The following is a 14,973-nucleotide window of genomic DNA, read 5'->3' as shown; positions in this document are numbered from 1 at the left end:
GAATAATCAGAGATAGAAGGGAAAGAAAATAGTATTAGTTTTTAAAAGGATGAATATGGGATATCAGTTAATAATATTTTAATTAATAGTAATTAAATCGGGTGTTCACATTAAAATAATTAGGAGGAAAAATTCAAAACTTTTACTTATGAAATTCTGAATCAGAAAGACTACCTTATATTTTTCATGGAAAATGTACTATTATTTATCGCCCTTTTAGCACATCAAAACCTATTCTTACTCCTGCAGAAACAGTAAATTTTGAATTGAAAAATTCACTATTGGTAACATGTTTATATTGATAGGTATCAGAAGCGTAACTACCTACAAGATGAAATCTTAGATTCCTATCTGGAAATGGATAATACTGTAAAGCAACTTCTAAAGTATGGATACGGTTTGTATTTAAAACGCTCATTTCACCTAAACTATTTTCGGGATTTAATCCATCTAGAAAGTGTACGTGGTCATAAATGTATTTTATAGAAGGTTTAAATTTCTTACCATTATACATGAAACGAATGGGTATTGACTGGTACATAGTATTGTCCCGAAAATTGGGCATGTTCTGTACAAAAGCATAATCGGTGTCCAATAACCAATTCCCCATTTTCCAACGAACACCTAAGTTGACGGCATAAGGTGTGGAAGTAAAAGCATTCGTCTTATCATGGATTGTTGTGTAACTAAAGAAAGTTTTGATTCTATCTTTAATAAGTGTTCCATACCAATAAAAGTTGTATTCTAAATTTAGTTGATGCCCCAAAGAGTCTTCATTAGCATTGACAATCTGAAGTCCTATTCTTTGTCCTTTCTTGGTACGGTATTCAGTAGTAATACCGGTTTTAAAAACACCTAATTTATTTCCAATAATAGAATAGGTATAGACATCATTAGGGTTGTAGGATTGTTCCACTGTACCCACATTTAAAAAACTTCTACCTGCTTTTATATGCCATCTTTCATTATGTGTGGTATAATGAACATTAGCATATAAGATATTATCCGATAGGTTATTCATTCCCATTCTAGAATCATTAGGGGAATAGAGAAATTGAAACCCAAAATTTTGATTAAATTTTCCTTCTAAGCCAATCCTAAAATCAGAAAACTGAAATCTTTGGTCATTGCCCAATTGATCCGTTTGTTGTTGATAACTGATAGATCTAAAATCTAATCGACTATCCAAGGTTAAGGTCAAGCTATCTTGAAAACTCTTCCAATTACTTTCTTTGGGATTATCTGAGGCGAAAGTAAAAGGAACAAAAGATAATATAAATAGACATATGAAAAGCAGCTTCTTCATTCTAGTTTGACATTAATAGATGTATAAGAGTTTTATATAAGAGAAGAAAGTCCCGGATTCATTTTCAGAATACCGAGACTTTTGGATGGGTGGGTGATTAGTTCCACAATTTCTTTAAATCAATCTCAGTCCAGTCAGCAAAGTATTCAGGAACAGGAATTTTTATCCACACCTTTTGCTCATTGATATCAAATACTGTTTGATAGTTGGTAAGATCAGCATCTTGTAAAGCGGGTTTAGTACAACCACCATTTTCTTTAAATGTACCGTCTTCATTAAATAATCTTAGGTCCATTAAATCTCTTGTGATTTTAGCATCCACTTCACCACGACGTTCAGCCAAGCGATCAGTCATATTAGAGAAACGTCTCATAGAGTTACTTACTGTTTCTCTTAAACCTAGTCCCCAATCTTCATTAAAAAATGAATTGGCAACCACTAACGTATCTTCTTTTGCATTACGTACTCTATTGCCACCAAAAGATGATCCTTCAACAGAAGCTGCATCTGTTTTGTCTGCTAAGGTAAAGATGATAGAAAGGCTATTGACCATACCATTAAATCTACTTTTTACTGCTTTTAGTGTTTTCGACTCACTTAAAATATCAGTTAAAGTGTTGAGAAGCGAAGGTCTTTCTAAAAAGACTAAAGAACCACCCATGCTTGTTCCATCATGAACATCCAGGTATACTCCATGTTCATTCATCGCAGTAAAAGCACAATACATTCCTGGCCAGCCTGCAGTAGCCATTTTGTAAGAACCATCGTTAGGTTTTCTAACTGTAAATACGGTAGGGAATTTATTAAAAGCAGGACTCCAGTCTAAGTTACGTCCGATGTACATTCCGCCATCTTTTGATTGTTCTCCATAAGAAACGATAGAAGTACAACCCGCAAAAGAGTGAAGTTTTTCTTTATAGATACCATATTCCATAATTTGGTCTAGAAGAACTACATTTTCTAGACTCCAACCTGTACCAAGAGCTACACCATCATAAAAATCTTTTGTTCTTAAAGAACCAGTTCCGTATGCTCTATTTACCCAAAGATCAATCGCTTCTTGGTCCAAGTGTCCCGAGTTAATTTCTGGTTGTACTACTAGATCAAATGTTTTTTGCATTTCATCCAACATTAATGCCCCGTATTGTTCACCCATTTCAATGTTAGAACCTTCTAATACTGGTACTAAAAAATTGTTTGCTACATAAAGTTTACCCGCTTTGAATTCTTTTACTAATTGCATTGTATTATAATTTTTAAATTGATAAAATATTTCTGTATCGATCTTAGGAAGAGTTGATTAAGTGTCTTCCCCAATTGAGTACATTACAAATGTCGGGGTATTTTGAAGCAATGATTTGTACGTTTTCTTTAAGTGGTTGTCAAAAATCGTCATCGTGTTTTTTCTTTTTTTAAGAGGGAGAAAGCCTAAAAATTTTGATATAAAAAAACGGGCCTTTTTAGGGGCCCGTTCAAGTCAATCTTAACTACGATTTGATTCACTGTAATCGTCCGAATTCAATGTAGAGTTAAGGGAAATGATTGAAGTTCGAACATTATATTAATCATCAAATACTAAATGAAACTAGAGATGTTTTTATCTATTGTTTCTCCTTATTACACAACAAATATCCGATTTTAAAAGATGATTTAGTTATACCTTTTCGTCAAGTAGTTGTGTATTATCGTTAATCATTATTTTTACAAAATAGTTAGTATAAAAAAACGGACCTCAATTCGAGGCCCGCTTCTATCCATCAATCTATTTATTTTATTTCCATAATTCGTTTAGGTTGATTTCAGTCCAGTCAGCAAAGTACTCTGGAACAGGAACTTTCATCCAAACCTTTTGATTATGGATATCAAATACTGTTTGGTATACTGTTAAGTCTGCATCCTGTAATGCTGGCTTTGTAGACCCACCATTTTCTTTGAAAGAACCATCTTCATTGAAGATTCTAATATCCATTAGGTCTCTTGTGTATTGAGCATCTACTTTACCTTTACTTTCAGCTAAGCGATCTTCCATATTAGAGTATCTTCTTAACGAATTACTTACAGTTTCTCTCTTACCTAATCCCCAATCATCTACTAAGAAAGTATTTACAACTGTAATCGCATCACCTTTTGGTAAGCGCACTCTATTTCCGTTTAATGAAGAACATTCCATCGAAGCAGCACTTTTACTATCAGCAATAGTAAAGATGGTAGAAGTACTGTTATTCATTCCGTTGAATTTTGCTTTTAAAGCATCTAATGAAGCCGACTCACTCATAAAGTCAGTTAGAGTATTGATGATCGACGGTCTCTCTAAGAATACTAAAGAACCACCCATACTTGTACCATCATGCAAATCAATATAAACACCTTCTTCGTTCATTGCAGTGAAAGCACAGAACATACCAGGCCATCCTGTAGTTGCCATTTTGTATGATCCATCGTTAGGCTTTCTAACAGTAAGTACAGTTGGGAAATTTAAAAAGGCTTCAGACCAGTCCATATTACGACCGATGTACATTTCTCCATCTTTAGAATTTTCTCCCCAAGCCGCAATAGATGTACAACCTGCAAATGAATGAAGTTTACCATAATAGATACCATATTCCATTATTTGATCTAAGAATACAACATCATTTAAAGACCAACCGGATCCTTTGGCCACACCATCATAAAATTGTTTAGTTCTAAGAGAGCCTGTTCCGTATGCTCTATTTACCCAGAACTGAATCGTTTCTTGATCGAGTTTACCTTCTTTCAATTCTGGTTGAATTAAGAAGTCATATGCTTTTTGCATTTCTTCTTTCATTAAGGCTCCATATTGTTCTCCCATTTCCTCATTTGAACCTTCAATTACTGGAATTAAAAATCCATTGGCTTCATATAGCTTGCCTCCTTTGTATTCACTTTTTAGATTCAATTCAGATAAATTTTCTGTAATGCTTTTTTGAGCGATAACATTTGTAGAAAAGATAAATGCGATAACAACGAATAAGTAATTTTTTAAGTTTTTCATTTTTATGAATTTATTTATGATAAAATATTTTGTTGTAAACAGTTTAGGAAGAGATGATTAAGTGTGTTTCCCAATTGATTACATTACAAATGTCGTCGTTATCCTATGCAATGATTTGTACGTTTTCTTTAAGCGGTTGTCAAAAATCGTCAATTCATATTTTTTTTGATTTTTTCATGAAATGATGTGTAAAATAATGGAGCGTTGTATATTAGAATAAATAGAAAATGCAGATTATGGAAGATAAGTACATCATTTCAACCAGTGATATAGACCATCATAAAGGGTATGAGATAATTGCCAAAGAGTTAGGTGGAACTTGGGATGGTGAAGAATTAAATATTAATAATAGTTGGTGTCAGGTGAAAGCCAATTCTATACGCTTCTTAGGAGATATGTTTGTAGATATCTTTCACCTCAATTCTAAGAAACCTATAGTTGCTCAATATACTCCCAATGAGGAAAAGCATTATATCATTGTTCGTATAGGATGTACTGGTGAATTTTATAGAAAAGGACAGAGTACCAACTTTAATAACCTTGGCATATACATATATAATTCTAGTCAGGAGTTTGAGTTAGAGTTTCCTAATAATATTGACTGTCAATGGGTAACGATCCGCTTTTCATTAGATCTTTTCAATAGCTTTAATTCCCCCAACCCAGATTTTAAACTCAAAACTCTTTTTGATGACAAATCACCTTGGTTGCAATATTTTTCTCTTGATGTAGAAATTGAGAACTATGTAAAGACTATTATGGCCAATGTTGACCCGTCAAGACGTAGACATATTACATTTTTTAGTAAGTCTGCAGATATTATGGGGGCAATAATAGAGAAGATGGAAAACGAGTCGACAAGATTAAAGACGAATATCCATCCGGAAGACCTGAAAGCAATGGTTCGACTAAAGAATACCTATTTATCGGACTTTTCAGAACAACCCAACTTAACAGAACTAAGCGATGAATATGGCATGAGTGTTTCTAAGTTGAATCGTATTTTTAAATCCATATTTGATCAGCCAGTACTTCAGTTTTATAATCAACAAAAAGTAGAAGAGGTTTTTAGGCAGATAACCTATACTGATAAAAGCTTGACGGAAATAGCATTTGATTTAAACTTTAGCCATATCGCTCATATGAGTAAAGTATTTAAAAAATACTATGGATATCCACCATCTGATTTAAGGGATAAGAAATAAAAAAGTCTCTCATGAGGATTTACCTTATTGAGAGACTTTTTTGCTATCTATTTTAAAATACTAACGATTTCATTGATAGCTTGTAACTTTGTGAAGTGAGGGTTTTGTATATCTTCCTCATGCTTTTCATGCGCCCATGTTGTATGGAATGGTACATGTGCTGCATAACCCCCTAGCTCCAATACTGGAAGAATATCTGATTTTACTGAGTTACCAATCATCAAAAACTCTTCAGGTTTGCTATCTAAGTGATGAATAAGTTTTTGGTAATCCATTACTTTTTTATCACTCATGATTTCAATGTGATGGAAATAATGTTCCAATCCTGAGTTTTTCAATTTACGTTCTTGGTCTAAAAGATCACCTTTTGTAGCTACAATCAATCTGTAATCATCTTTTAAGGCATCTAAAGTAGTAATTACTCCATCAAGTACATCGATAGGTTGGAGGATAAGCTCGTTTCCTATTTCTAAAATTTTATTGATTACAGTAGGTGAGATGGTGTTATTGGATACTCTATTGGCTGTTTCAATCATACACAGCATAAATCCCTTTACTCCATAACCGTATAATGGTAAATTTTTGATTTCTGTCTGAAATAACTCCTTAGAGACTTCTTGTAATGGAAGGTAATCTTTTAATAATTCTGCAAATTGCTTTTCAGCTTCCTGAAAATACGTCTCATTGACCCACAATGTATCGTCAGCATCAAATGCTATGGTTTTAATATTGTTTTTCATTTCTTTATGTTTATCTTTTTTAAAAATACAAAATTAAATAGAAGAGAAAATCTATAAAAGGACATTTGTCCCACCTAATTTATGCTAAGGAAAAACCAGACATTTTTAACCTATATACAACGTCTCTATGAACAAGAAAATAGAAAGGATAAGATTCTTGTAAAACACTATCGTAAAGGAGATTTTTTGTTTAGTCAGGACGAAAAACCGACCAAAGTAATTTTCATCAAAGAAGGGATTACAAAGTGTTTTTTTACTGAAGATAATGATAAAGAATATATTTTAGAGTTTTTAGGTAGTGGTGAAATCGTCGGAGAAATTGAGTTTATCAAGAAAATAAAATGTCTATGTAGCATTCAAGCAATTACTGATGTTTCTGTTTATGCAATTGCCTATGATTACTTTTCAGAATTAGTGAAGACGGATCTTGCTCTGAATAATTTGCTGCTAGATGTTTTTGCAGAAAGAATTATCAATACATCAAGTAGAGCATCATTTCAACAACTTTATACAATAGAACATAGTTTAGGTAAACTATTAGAACTTCAAGCAAAGCAGGAAGTACCATTATCCAAAGAGAACATGGCTTCTTATTTAGGTGTGACAATAAGAAGTTTGAATCGAGCATTGAAGAAAGTTAGAATTAATTATTAAATACTATAGGATTTATAATAAAATTTTAAATTTTTGATTGTATTAATTATATTTATAATGTGTGTTTGATCGGACGTTATGATATAAATTAACAAACTTAATAGCAATGACTAAGCTAAAAATAGATCTCTCTTATAGAACATCTGAACTTTTAAAAACATTGAATGAAAAATCCAATAATTCAAGACAGAGTTGGATTATAATGAGCTTGTTCTCATTGATAATATTTATTGGAGTTATTAATCATATTTATAGTGGAAATAATATAAGAATAGAAGTTAGAGAGAACAATATTTTAAAATTGAAATTCTCTGATCATAATAAGAATTTCTTTAATCAAAAATTTGAAATTTTAAATCAAGGTAAGCCATTGAATAATATAAATTCTATTGGTGAATATTCAGATTATAAATATGAAAGCAATATTTCAAAAGAAGAAAAAGAGATAAATATTTTAAAAACACAAAAAATTAAAGAGTTTGATACTGTTAAAGTTCCAATAATTAATATTTCATTTTCAGCAAGGGACCTTACTTTTATTTCGTCAATTGTTTTTCTTCTATTAAATTTTTGGTACTCGAAGACTATTCTGAAAGAAAAAAATATTTTAACTCAATTAATATACCCTTTAACAGCGAAACCTCAAGATGAGGAAGCTCATATTTTATGGGGAAATAATAAAGAAATAATAAAAGAACTATTCTTAATAGAACAAATAGAATCAAATCATTCTGAAAATCATGAATTAATTTCTTTTAAACGGAAATATTCAATACAAAACAATGATGATGTAACAATAGTAAAAAGTAACCTTCTAAATAAAAAAAATAAACAAGAAAAACAGTTGAATTTAATAATTGAAGAGTTAAAATCTGAGACATATTCAATAATTGAGCTACTTCCTTCTAAATTTTTAATTCTTTTTTCAAAAATAAAAACAAAGAAAGAAGAAGATTTTATTACTTTTGTTTTTTCTTTTTTACCTTCTTTTGTTTTAGCTTTTTCATTTTTTTCGGATATATATTTTGATTTTATTCAAATTAATTCTATTACAAACAAAACACTATTCAAAGAAATTTGTGATTATATTTTAGAAGAGAATACAAGAAACGAACCTTTGATTGATGATCTAACAAGATCTTCATTATTCACACTATTTAAATACTTTATGTCATTATTTATTCTAATTTTCATTACTATAAAATCCTATGAAAACTGGATTAAAATATCTAGAATAATGAGCTCAATAATATCAAATATTTTTTATATCGAATACTGTCAATATTCATTGAAAGAACACATTGAGATGGATCGATTTTGGTCTACAAAGAATATTTAACTGTTATATGTATTGTTATTAAAGTAAATTTCAAGTTGATGATCTCCATACACATCAGCTACATTGTCTAAGGCCATTGCAGTTAAGAAAAACTCAAATGGGCCATATGTTTTTGATGATGTAAATGTTCTTAATAACCAGATGGTAAGTTTTCTTATTGCATCAGGCAGGTGACTGATTTTAATAGGATTACCCCATGCTTGCAATGCTAAAGTAGCAATATCATTTTGAGTAAATATATCGGGTCCACCAACTGTGGATTCTTTGTTTTCTCCTTGTATCAGTTGCAAACATACTTTTGCAAGGTCTTCACCGTGAATCGGATTCATTTTTAAGTTTCCGTCACCGAAAAGATAAACTCTACCGCTTTTTGCCATATCAAGAAAATCTTTCATGTCTGAAAAGAACCCGCAAGGTCTTACAATGGAATACGATAAACCAGATTGTTTTAACTCATCTACAAACTTCTCTTTGGCTTCGAAGATTTTTAGATGTTTCAATCGGTCACCGTTAAGAGCAGAAATGTACTGAAACTTCTCTACCTTATCTTTTTTTGCTAACGCTAATAAGTTGGCATTGCCTTGGTAATCGACATCCATATAAGTGAGACCATCTTTCTGACGGGTGATTCCAATCGTTGAAATTACCCAGTCAATATTTTGAGTTAAGTCTTGGATACTTTCAGGTTTTGTGATTTCACCAACGTAAAAATCATCTACCTGTTCAAAAAGGCTTTTTTGACTTTCTTTGCGGATCAAAACTCTAACCCAAAAACCTTTGTTTTTAAGTTCTTTGACAAGGTACTGCCCAAGATAACCGGTTGCACCTGCTACTAATACATGCTTCATTTTCTTTGTTATTTAATGATATTTTAAAGGTACAGGCAGCAGATTAGAATTCTCTTGACGATCGTCAAGAAAGGTCTTCTTTGTGAACTCTAGCTTTTATTCTACTTAAGGTCTCAGGAGATACACCCAAGAAGGAAGCAATAAATTGTTGTGGAACTCTTTGGAATAATTCTTTTTGAGTATTTAGTAAATCACGATATCTTTCTTTAGCAGATTTGGTGACAAAAGAAGCAATGATTTTCTGACTTGTAATTAATTCATTTTCTACCGCCACTCTTGCAATCACTTCCATTTTTGGAACTAGGCGAGTTAGTTTTTCAATATCAGATTTAGTAAAAATAATCAACTCTGTAGGTTCAATGGCTTGATAACTTTCCAAAGCAGGCGTTCCAAAGGTAAAACTTTCGCCAGCACAGATAAATTGTCCTTCAGTATAGAAAAAAGCTGTTTTGTCGATTCCCTCTACATTATAAAATAGTCGTACACAGCCTTTAGTAACAAAGTAAAGCTCATTGGCTACTTGGCCCTCGCTAAAAATGACTTCTTTTTTTGTATACTGTTTGATGGATAGAGACTCTTCTAAAATAGAAAGTTCTTCTTGATCTAATGTAATATAAGCTTTGATGCTATCTATTAATCTTTGCATTGTTCTTCCTCTTCCTTTAGATAATTGTGATAGGCCTTTTTATGTCTTTGTTTTATTCTACTTTTTAAACTCCAAGGTTTCAGTACCTCCATACTATCACCAAAACCTAATATTATTCGTTCAAACTCATAATTGAGATGTACTCTTACAGATACTACAACACTACCATCATCATAGGTTTCGATAAGTTTTTGAGAATGGTGAATTGGTTTGGTAATCACATAGGGAGCATTAAAAGCATTGACTTTTAGATGGCAATCATGAAGTTGCTTTTTGTTCATTACCGTTACCCCAATAGTGTCTTTGTAATATTCATCCCCATCAAAGTTTTCTTTTACATAGTCGACCTTTAGATTGTAGTCGATTTCCAAAATTCGGTCTAATGCGAAAGTGAGGATTACTCTATTTTTTTGTCGTTTTCCTATGACAAACCACCGGTTATTAAATTCTTTCAGTATATATGGAAAAAACACCACTTTAGAAGGGTTCTTTGCTGTGAATGATTGATACTTTATATCTAAAGTTACCTCCTTTAATATTGCTTGATAGATAATATCTAAATGTTGAAGACCTTTTAAGTTTTCATTTTTATCTAGATGAATAATCGAGGGTTGATTGGTTTTCTCAGAATAGACTTTGTCTTCTAAACGTTGAATGATGCCACCCAATTCAGAAAACAAGGAAAAGTCTTTGAATTGCTTTAGCATTTCTACGGTTTCCGATAAAATACTCATATCATTTTCATTTAAAGGGATATTCATGATAGAGTAGTTGTCGTCTTCGTATTTGTAGTATTTCTTATTATATACAACAATAGGAGCATTGTATCCTAATTTATCACTCCGCATCATTTGAATATCAAGCTGAACACTACGTTTACTTACGTTGATGTCTCTTCCCTCATATTCATACAACGCTTCAGAGCAAGCTTCTATTAAATCATTTAATGTCCACTCTTTATACTTGTTTTGCAGACATTTATCTATCGTTTTGTAACGTATTAAAGCATTCTTATTTTGTGCCATATCACAAAAATTAAAAAATATTTACTTCTACGCAAATTCATTGCGTAGTTGAGTTTCACCTTTGAATTGTTATCAAAAACACAATCAAATGGAAAAGAAAATGATTAATGGAAATACACTAATAGATTTAGGATATAGACCGGGGAAATGGTTTAAGAAAGCGATAGAGCATATCAATGCAAACTCACTTACCGATGATGAAATGAAGACTTACTTAGAGCAATTTAAAACGGCTCCTGTAATGGACTTACATGATCAGCCTATTGATTTTTCAATCAATATTAAAGCAGATAATGAGTTAGAAAAATCGAATGTAGCATCAGTATTAAATACAATGCAAAAAGTGATGCAGACACCTACAGTGGTGAATGGAGCCATTATGCCAGATGCTTGTCCAAGTGGACCAGAGGGAACGATCCCAGTTGGTGGGGTAGTGGTGACAGAAAATGCTATTCACCCAGGTATGCACAGTGCAGATATATGTTGCTCGCTAATGCTTTCAGATTACGGAAAAGTTGATCCCAAGCTAGTATTGGATGCAGCTCATGAGGCCACACACTTTGGTCCTGGAGGCAGAAGTAGAGATGATCAATATAGATTTCCTGCAGATTTATTAGCAGCTTTCAATGGAAATTCATTCTTGAATCAAAGATTTATGATCCATGATGCAAGAAAACACCTAGGTACTCAAGGAGATGGAAATCATTTTCTTTATGTAGGGATATCAAAAGCTACTGGACATACAGTTGTAGTAACTCATCATGGTTCGAGAGCTCCTGGAGCGAAGTTATTTAAGGCAGGGATGAAAGTAGCTGAAAAATTTAGAAGGAATCTTTCTCCTAAAACCTTAAAGCAAAATGCATGGATTCCTTTTGATACGGAGGAAGGACAAGAGTATTGGAAGGCTTTACAAGTGATGAGAGATTGGACCAAGCAAAATCATACTTGTATACATGATGATATTGCAGATAAACTTCAATTGGATGTTAAAGACAGGTTTTGGAATGAGCATAACTTTGTTTTCAAAGAAGGTAATCACTTTTATCATGCGAAAGGAGCTACACCTTTACATCCTTCTTTTATGCCGGAAGACTCTGATTTAAGGTTGATTCCATTGAACATGGCATCACCAATATTAGTAGTGAAAGGACAAAAAAGTGCTACCAATTTAGGCTTTGCTCCACATGGTGCAGGAAGAAATATGAGTAGAACTCAGCATAAGAAAAATAATGATCATAAAACTGATGCAGAAATTTTTGCTGATGAAACTGCAGGGTTAGATGTTAGATTCTACTCTAACGAAATTGATATTTCAGAATTACCTTCTGCCTATAAGAATGCTGACACTGTAAGACAACAGATGAAAGAGTTCGGTTTAGGTGAAGTAGTCGACGAGATTTTACCTTATGGTTCTATTATGGCAGGTGATCATAATAAAAATGCCCCTTGGAGAAAGAAAAAATAAGGCTACGCAACTATTGCGTAGTCACCTTCCTCATACTAGGACAGTAGCTCAGTAGGTAGAGCAAGATAATTTGATGATTACCGAATCTTGGTCAATACTAACTTACTACAGAACGGTTTAAACTGGTTCGAATCCAGACTATGTTATTAAATTACCATAGTGAGGTCAAGTCAAATTTACTCCTATACTTTGGGTATCTGTGTCGTAGGTTCGAATCCTACCTGTCCTACAAAATTAGAAACTGATGTATTGTTTACTCATGGGTCAATAGAGGCTTACTTCTATAATCCAGGTTCGAATCCTGGTCTCCGAAAGGAGAACGATTGGTTGGCAAAAGTCTCTAAATTACCCAATATAATCAAGGTCAATTGCTTCTTACTTCAGGGGATCCGTCCCCACCATTATTGATAACTAATTAGAAGCAAGATTACCTGATTTAAACTAATTATTATGAAATCAGATATATTAAAAGTAGCGTTAAGAAAAAACGCATTGGTAGTTCCTACACAATGGAAAACGAGAATTAGTGGATCTCACTTACATCATACCACTACATTATTGGTGGCCAATTGTACTAAATTAGGCTTTACATTTTCTGAGGAACTATTGAAAGAAGTGAATCAATGTTCTCAAGAAACTCTATTAGAGATTTTGGACCTCATAAAAGAAGTCACAGGAGTAAATAAGAATTGGACTCCCTTGGTTAGACAATGGGATATACCTACTGGTGCGTCAATTAAAAATTATATTATTACACTATTTGCTCAGTTATTTCAACATCAAAATGGGGTGACTTTAGAATGTGGCCATCATATACCAGAGCACACTTTTCCATTGGAACGATACAACGGGTGTCCATTTTGTGGTACTCCGTTTCAATTTGATCAATTAGACTTACAGCCATCAAAGAATAAGTTGAAGGTATTGAAACTATGGTCTATGGATCAATTAAAAGAGTATTTAGCAGATCTTCTCGCTTCTCCTGTTGCTTTAGATGCCACTCAAAGAGAGGATTTAAAAATCTTGATCAATGAGTTTGGTGTACTACCTCATACAGATATTAAAATAAAAGAAACGCTAATGTTTGTGATAGATGCATTAGTCGAAGAGGGTAAAATTGAGGAAGTGAATGCATTGTTTAAATCACCAAATGATATTCTTAGATATTTATGGTTTAAACATACGGGTTTCCTTCAGCTTGTTGAGCCAAAAGTGATCGTTCGCCGCAATAAGAAAAATTCATACCATTTACATTCAGCATCAGACCAAAGTACGCTTGCAGAAGAAAAAGCGAAAAATAAACTTAAGCTGAAATTTACAAGAAAGGAGTGTCGTCAATATGCATTTTGGTTAAATAGCCTTTCGATGGATATTCAGTCTCAATGTGAACTAATGCACTCGAAAAGAAACATTTGGGTGAGAGTGATTAGAGCATTACGGTTATCAGAATATAGCAAAAGAAAAGGCTTTAGTCAGTTATCTCTTTTAATGGATACTTTTTATAATGAAAAGTATGAGGTATGGCAGGGTAAAGTGGATCATTTCAGAATGAAATCAGATGCTGAAAATACTTTTCAGATATTGAAAAAAAGACCAGGAATTTTTGCTCGCTCATTGTTTTCTAATATGCTTTGGTTTGGTGGAGATATCACTATCCAACATTTCGAAGATATTATGGATCAAGTTCCATTACGACTAGTATTTACTTTAGATATGTATGCTGAAAATTATTTTGATAAGAATGTATCAAGGTCAGTGAATCCTTTGGGAGGAGTAAATAAAATGATTCCTCCTAATAAGTTGCTTCAATTGTATACCCATGAAGAACTAAGCAATATGCAGGAATTGGTAAAAGACCTTAGTTTGAAATGTATGAAAAAGAAGTTTTTGGCTGAGAATAATGAACATTCAACAATATATATTGAAGAGAGTCTATTTAATATTCCTATTGCCATTGGAGACCGTTCGGAAACGGTTCAGGATATTTCTTGTGGATTAATGGGAACTCGATTTAAGGTGGAGGGAGATACGGTTAGGTTATTTTTACAGTGGGGAGAGGGATTATCGGCTCAACACTTAGATATGGATTTAAGTTGTCATGTTGCCTATGAAGGTAAATCAGAATTTTGCTCATATTCTCAATTAACAATTCCAGGATGTCAGCACAGTGGAGATATACAGTATATCCCTGAAAAAGTGGGGACCGCCGAATATATAGATGTAGATCTTTCTAGGTTAGAAAAGCTCAATGCAAAGTATGTTACTTTCACCTGCAACTCTTACACAAATGGTAGTTTATCTCCGAATCTAGTTGTTGGCTGGATGAATAGTAAACATCCTATGAAAATCTCTGAAAGTGGAGTGGCTTACGACCCGACAACGGTCCAACATCAAGTGAGAATAAATCAGACTTTAACGAAAGGATTGGTATTTGGAGTTTTAGCAATTGAAACAAGAGAAATCATTTGGTTAGAAATGAGTTTTCAAGGGCAATTGATTCGTAATTTAAATACAGAAGGTGTAGAAGCCTTGATCAAAAAACTTGATGCTAAATTAAAAATTGGTCAATTATTGAAGCTTAAATCTGAAGTACAAAGTTTGACGGTTGTTGATAATATAGAAGAAGCAGATGAAGTGTATGATATTGACTGGTCAAGAAATACGGCTGAAGTATCGAGAGTATTTTTAGGAGCTTGATGGGCATGTAATATGAAAGCTCCCAACCATTAAAC

At 32.8% G+C, this 14,973-nt stretch carries 12 protein-coding genes; 5 read left to right on the top strand and 7 right to left on the bottom strand.

Annotation, left to right across the window (positions count from 1 at the left end; translation table 11 throughout):
• Positions 1-205: 205 nt before the first annotated feature.
• The 3 genes from HGP29_RS09575 to HGP29_RS09565 form a co-directional block, all read right to left on the bottom strand.
• Entirely contained in the window at positions 206-1,306 is a 1,101-nt protein-coding gene (locus HGP29_RS09575) for a porin (protein WP_168882177.1), read from the bottom strand.
• A 97-nt stretch (positions 1,307-1,403) separates the two neighbouring features.
• Positions 1,404-2,549, bottom strand: a complete 1,146-nt coding sequence (locus HGP29_RS09570) for a C45 family autoproteolytic acyltransferase/hydolase (protein ID WP_168882176.1) — start codon at positions 2,547-2,549, stop codon at positions 1,404-1,406.
• Positions 2,550-3,077: 528 nt separating this feature from the next.
• Positions 3,078-4,319 (bottom strand): C45 family autoproteolytic acyltransferase/hydolase, encoded by a 1,242-nt coding sequence (locus tag HGP29_RS09565; protein ID WP_168882175.1) that lies wholly within the window; start codon positions 4,317-4,319, stop codon positions 3,078-3,080.
• A 236-nt stretch (positions 4,320-4,555) separates the two neighbouring features.
• Here HGP29_RS09565 and HGP29_RS09560 point away from each other — a divergent pair, with 236 nt between their 5' ends.
• Positions 4,556-5,524, top strand: a complete 969-nt coding sequence (locus tag HGP29_RS09560; protein WP_211093250.1) for a helix-turn-helix domain-containing protein — start codon at positions 4,556-4,558, stop codon at positions 5,522-5,524.
• 47 nt (positions 5,525-5,571) lie between these two features.
• On the opposite strand, the gene HGP29_RS09555 is transcribed toward HGP29_RS09560, so the two are convergent.
• Positions 5,572-6,264, bottom strand: a complete 693-nt coding sequence (locus HGP29_RS09555; RefSeq protein WP_168882173.1) for an HAD family hydrolase — start codon at positions 6,262-6,264, stop codon at positions 5,572-5,574.
• Positions 6,265-6,345: 81 nt separating this feature from the next.
• Here HGP29_RS09555 and HGP29_RS09550 point away from each other — a divergent pair, with 81 nt between their 5' ends.
• Together HGP29_RS09550 and HGP29_RS09545 are read left to right on the top strand one after the other, a co-directional pair.
• Entirely contained in the window at positions 6,346-6,918 is a 573-nt protein-coding gene (locus HGP29_RS09550) for a Crp/Fnr family transcriptional regulator (protein WP_168882172.1), read from the top strand.
• A gap of 106 nt (positions 6,919-7,024) precedes the next feature.
• Positions 7,025-8,257 carry a hypothetical protein gene (locus HGP29_RS09545; protein ID WP_168882171.1) on the top strand — a complete coding sequence of 411 codons (1,233 nt, stop codon included), beginning with the start codon at positions 7,025-7,027 and terminating at the stop codon, positions 8,255-8,257.
• Here the strand turns inward: HGP29_RS09545 and HGP29_RS09540 are convergent.
• The 3 genes from HGP29_RS09540 to HGP29_RS09530 form a co-directional block, all read right to left on the bottom strand.
• Positions 8,254-9,105 (bottom strand): SDR family oxidoreductase, encoded by an 852-nt coding sequence (locus HGP29_RS09540; RefSeq protein WP_168882170.1) that lies wholly within the window; start codon positions 9,103-9,105, stop codon positions 8,254-8,256. The genes HGP29_RS09545 and HGP29_RS09540 overlap by 4 nt on opposite strands.
• A 64-nt stretch (positions 9,106-9,169) precedes the next feature.
• On the bottom strand, positions 9,170-9,751 hold the full coding sequence (locus tag HGP29_RS09535) for a Crp/Fnr family transcriptional regulator (protein WP_168882169.1): 582 nt from the start codon (positions 9,749-9,751) through the stop codon (positions 9,170-9,172).
• Positions 9,739-10,776: a helix-turn-helix transcriptional regulator gene (locus HGP29_RS09530; RefSeq protein ID WP_168882168.1), complete on the bottom strand. Its 1,038-nt coding sequence runs from the start codon at positions 10,774-10,776 to the stop codon at positions 9,739-9,741. Before HGP29_RS09530 ends, HGP29_RS09535 begins: the two co-directional genes overlap by 13 nt.
• An 88-nt stretch (positions 10,777-10,864) precedes the next feature.
• Here HGP29_RS09530 and HGP29_RS09525 point away from each other — a divergent pair, with 88 nt between their 5' ends.
• Both HGP29_RS09525 and HGP29_RS09520 read left to right on the top strand, forming a co-directional pair.
• Entirely contained in the window at positions 10,865-12,241 is a 1,377-nt protein-coding gene (locus tag HGP29_RS09525) for an RtcB family protein (RefSeq protein WP_168882167.1), read from the top strand.
• Between the two features lie 450 nt (positions 12,242-12,691).
• Entirely contained in the window at positions 12,692-14,938 is a 2,247-nt protein-coding gene (locus tag HGP29_RS09520) for a TerD family protein (protein WP_168882166.1), read from the top strand.
• Positions 14,939-14,973: the final 35 nt, after the last annotated feature.

Origin of the sequence: Flammeovirga agarivorans (assembly GCF_012641475.1) — a bacterium.
Lineage (GTDB): Bacteria > Bacteroidota > Bacteroidia > Cytophagales > Flammeovirgaceae > Flammeovirga > Flammeovirga agarivorans.
The sequence above is the reverse complement of the archived record's forward strand: the minus strand, read 5'-3'. Positions and strand labels throughout refer to the sequence as shown.

Coding starts and splice junctions, on each gene's coding strand:
- HGP29_RS09535 (WP_168882169.1), bottom strand. CDS start 9,751: ATGCAAAGATTAATAGATAGCATCAAAGCTTATATTACATTAGATCAA.
- HGP29_RS09540 (WP_168882170.1), bottom strand. CDS start 9,105: ATGAAGCATGTATTAGTAGCAGGTGCAACCGGTTATCTTGGGCAGTAC.
- HGP29_RS09555 (WP_168882173.1), bottom strand. CDS start 6,264: ATGAAAAACAATATTAAAACCATAGCATTTGATGCTGACGATACATTG.
- HGP29_RS09560 (WP_211093250.1), top strand. CDS start 4,556: ATGGAAGATAAGTACATCATTTCAACCAGTGATATAGACCATCATAAA.
- HGP29_RS09545 (WP_168882171.1), top strand. CDS start 7,025: ATGACTAAGCTAAAAATAGATCTCTCTTATAGAACATCTGAACTTTTA.
- HGP29_RS09525 (WP_168882167.1), top strand. CDS start 10,865: ATGGAAAAGAAAATGATTAATGGAAATACACTAATAGATTTAGGATAT.
- HGP29_RS09530 (WP_168882168.1), bottom strand. CDS start 10,776: ATGGCACAAAATAAGAATGCTTTAATACGTTACAAAACGATAGATAAA.
- HGP29_RS09565 (WP_168882175.1), bottom strand. CDS start 4,319: ATGAAAAACTTAAAAAATTACTTATTCGTTGTTATCGCATTTATCTTT.
- HGP29_RS09575 (WP_168882177.1), bottom strand. CDS start 1,306: ATGAAGAAGCTGCTTTTCATATGTCTATTTATATTATCTTTTGTTCCT.
- HGP29_RS09550 (WP_168882172.1), top strand. CDS start 6,346: ATGCTAAGGAAAAACCAGACATTTTTAACCTATATACAACGTCTCTAT.
- HGP29_RS09520 (WP_168882166.1), top strand. CDS start 12,692: ATGAAATCAGATATATTAAAAGTAGCGTTAAGAAAAAACGCATTGGTA.
- HGP29_RS09570 (WP_168882176.1), bottom strand. CDS start 2,549: ATGCAATTAGTAAAAGAATTCAAAGCGGGTAAACTTTATGTAGCAAAC.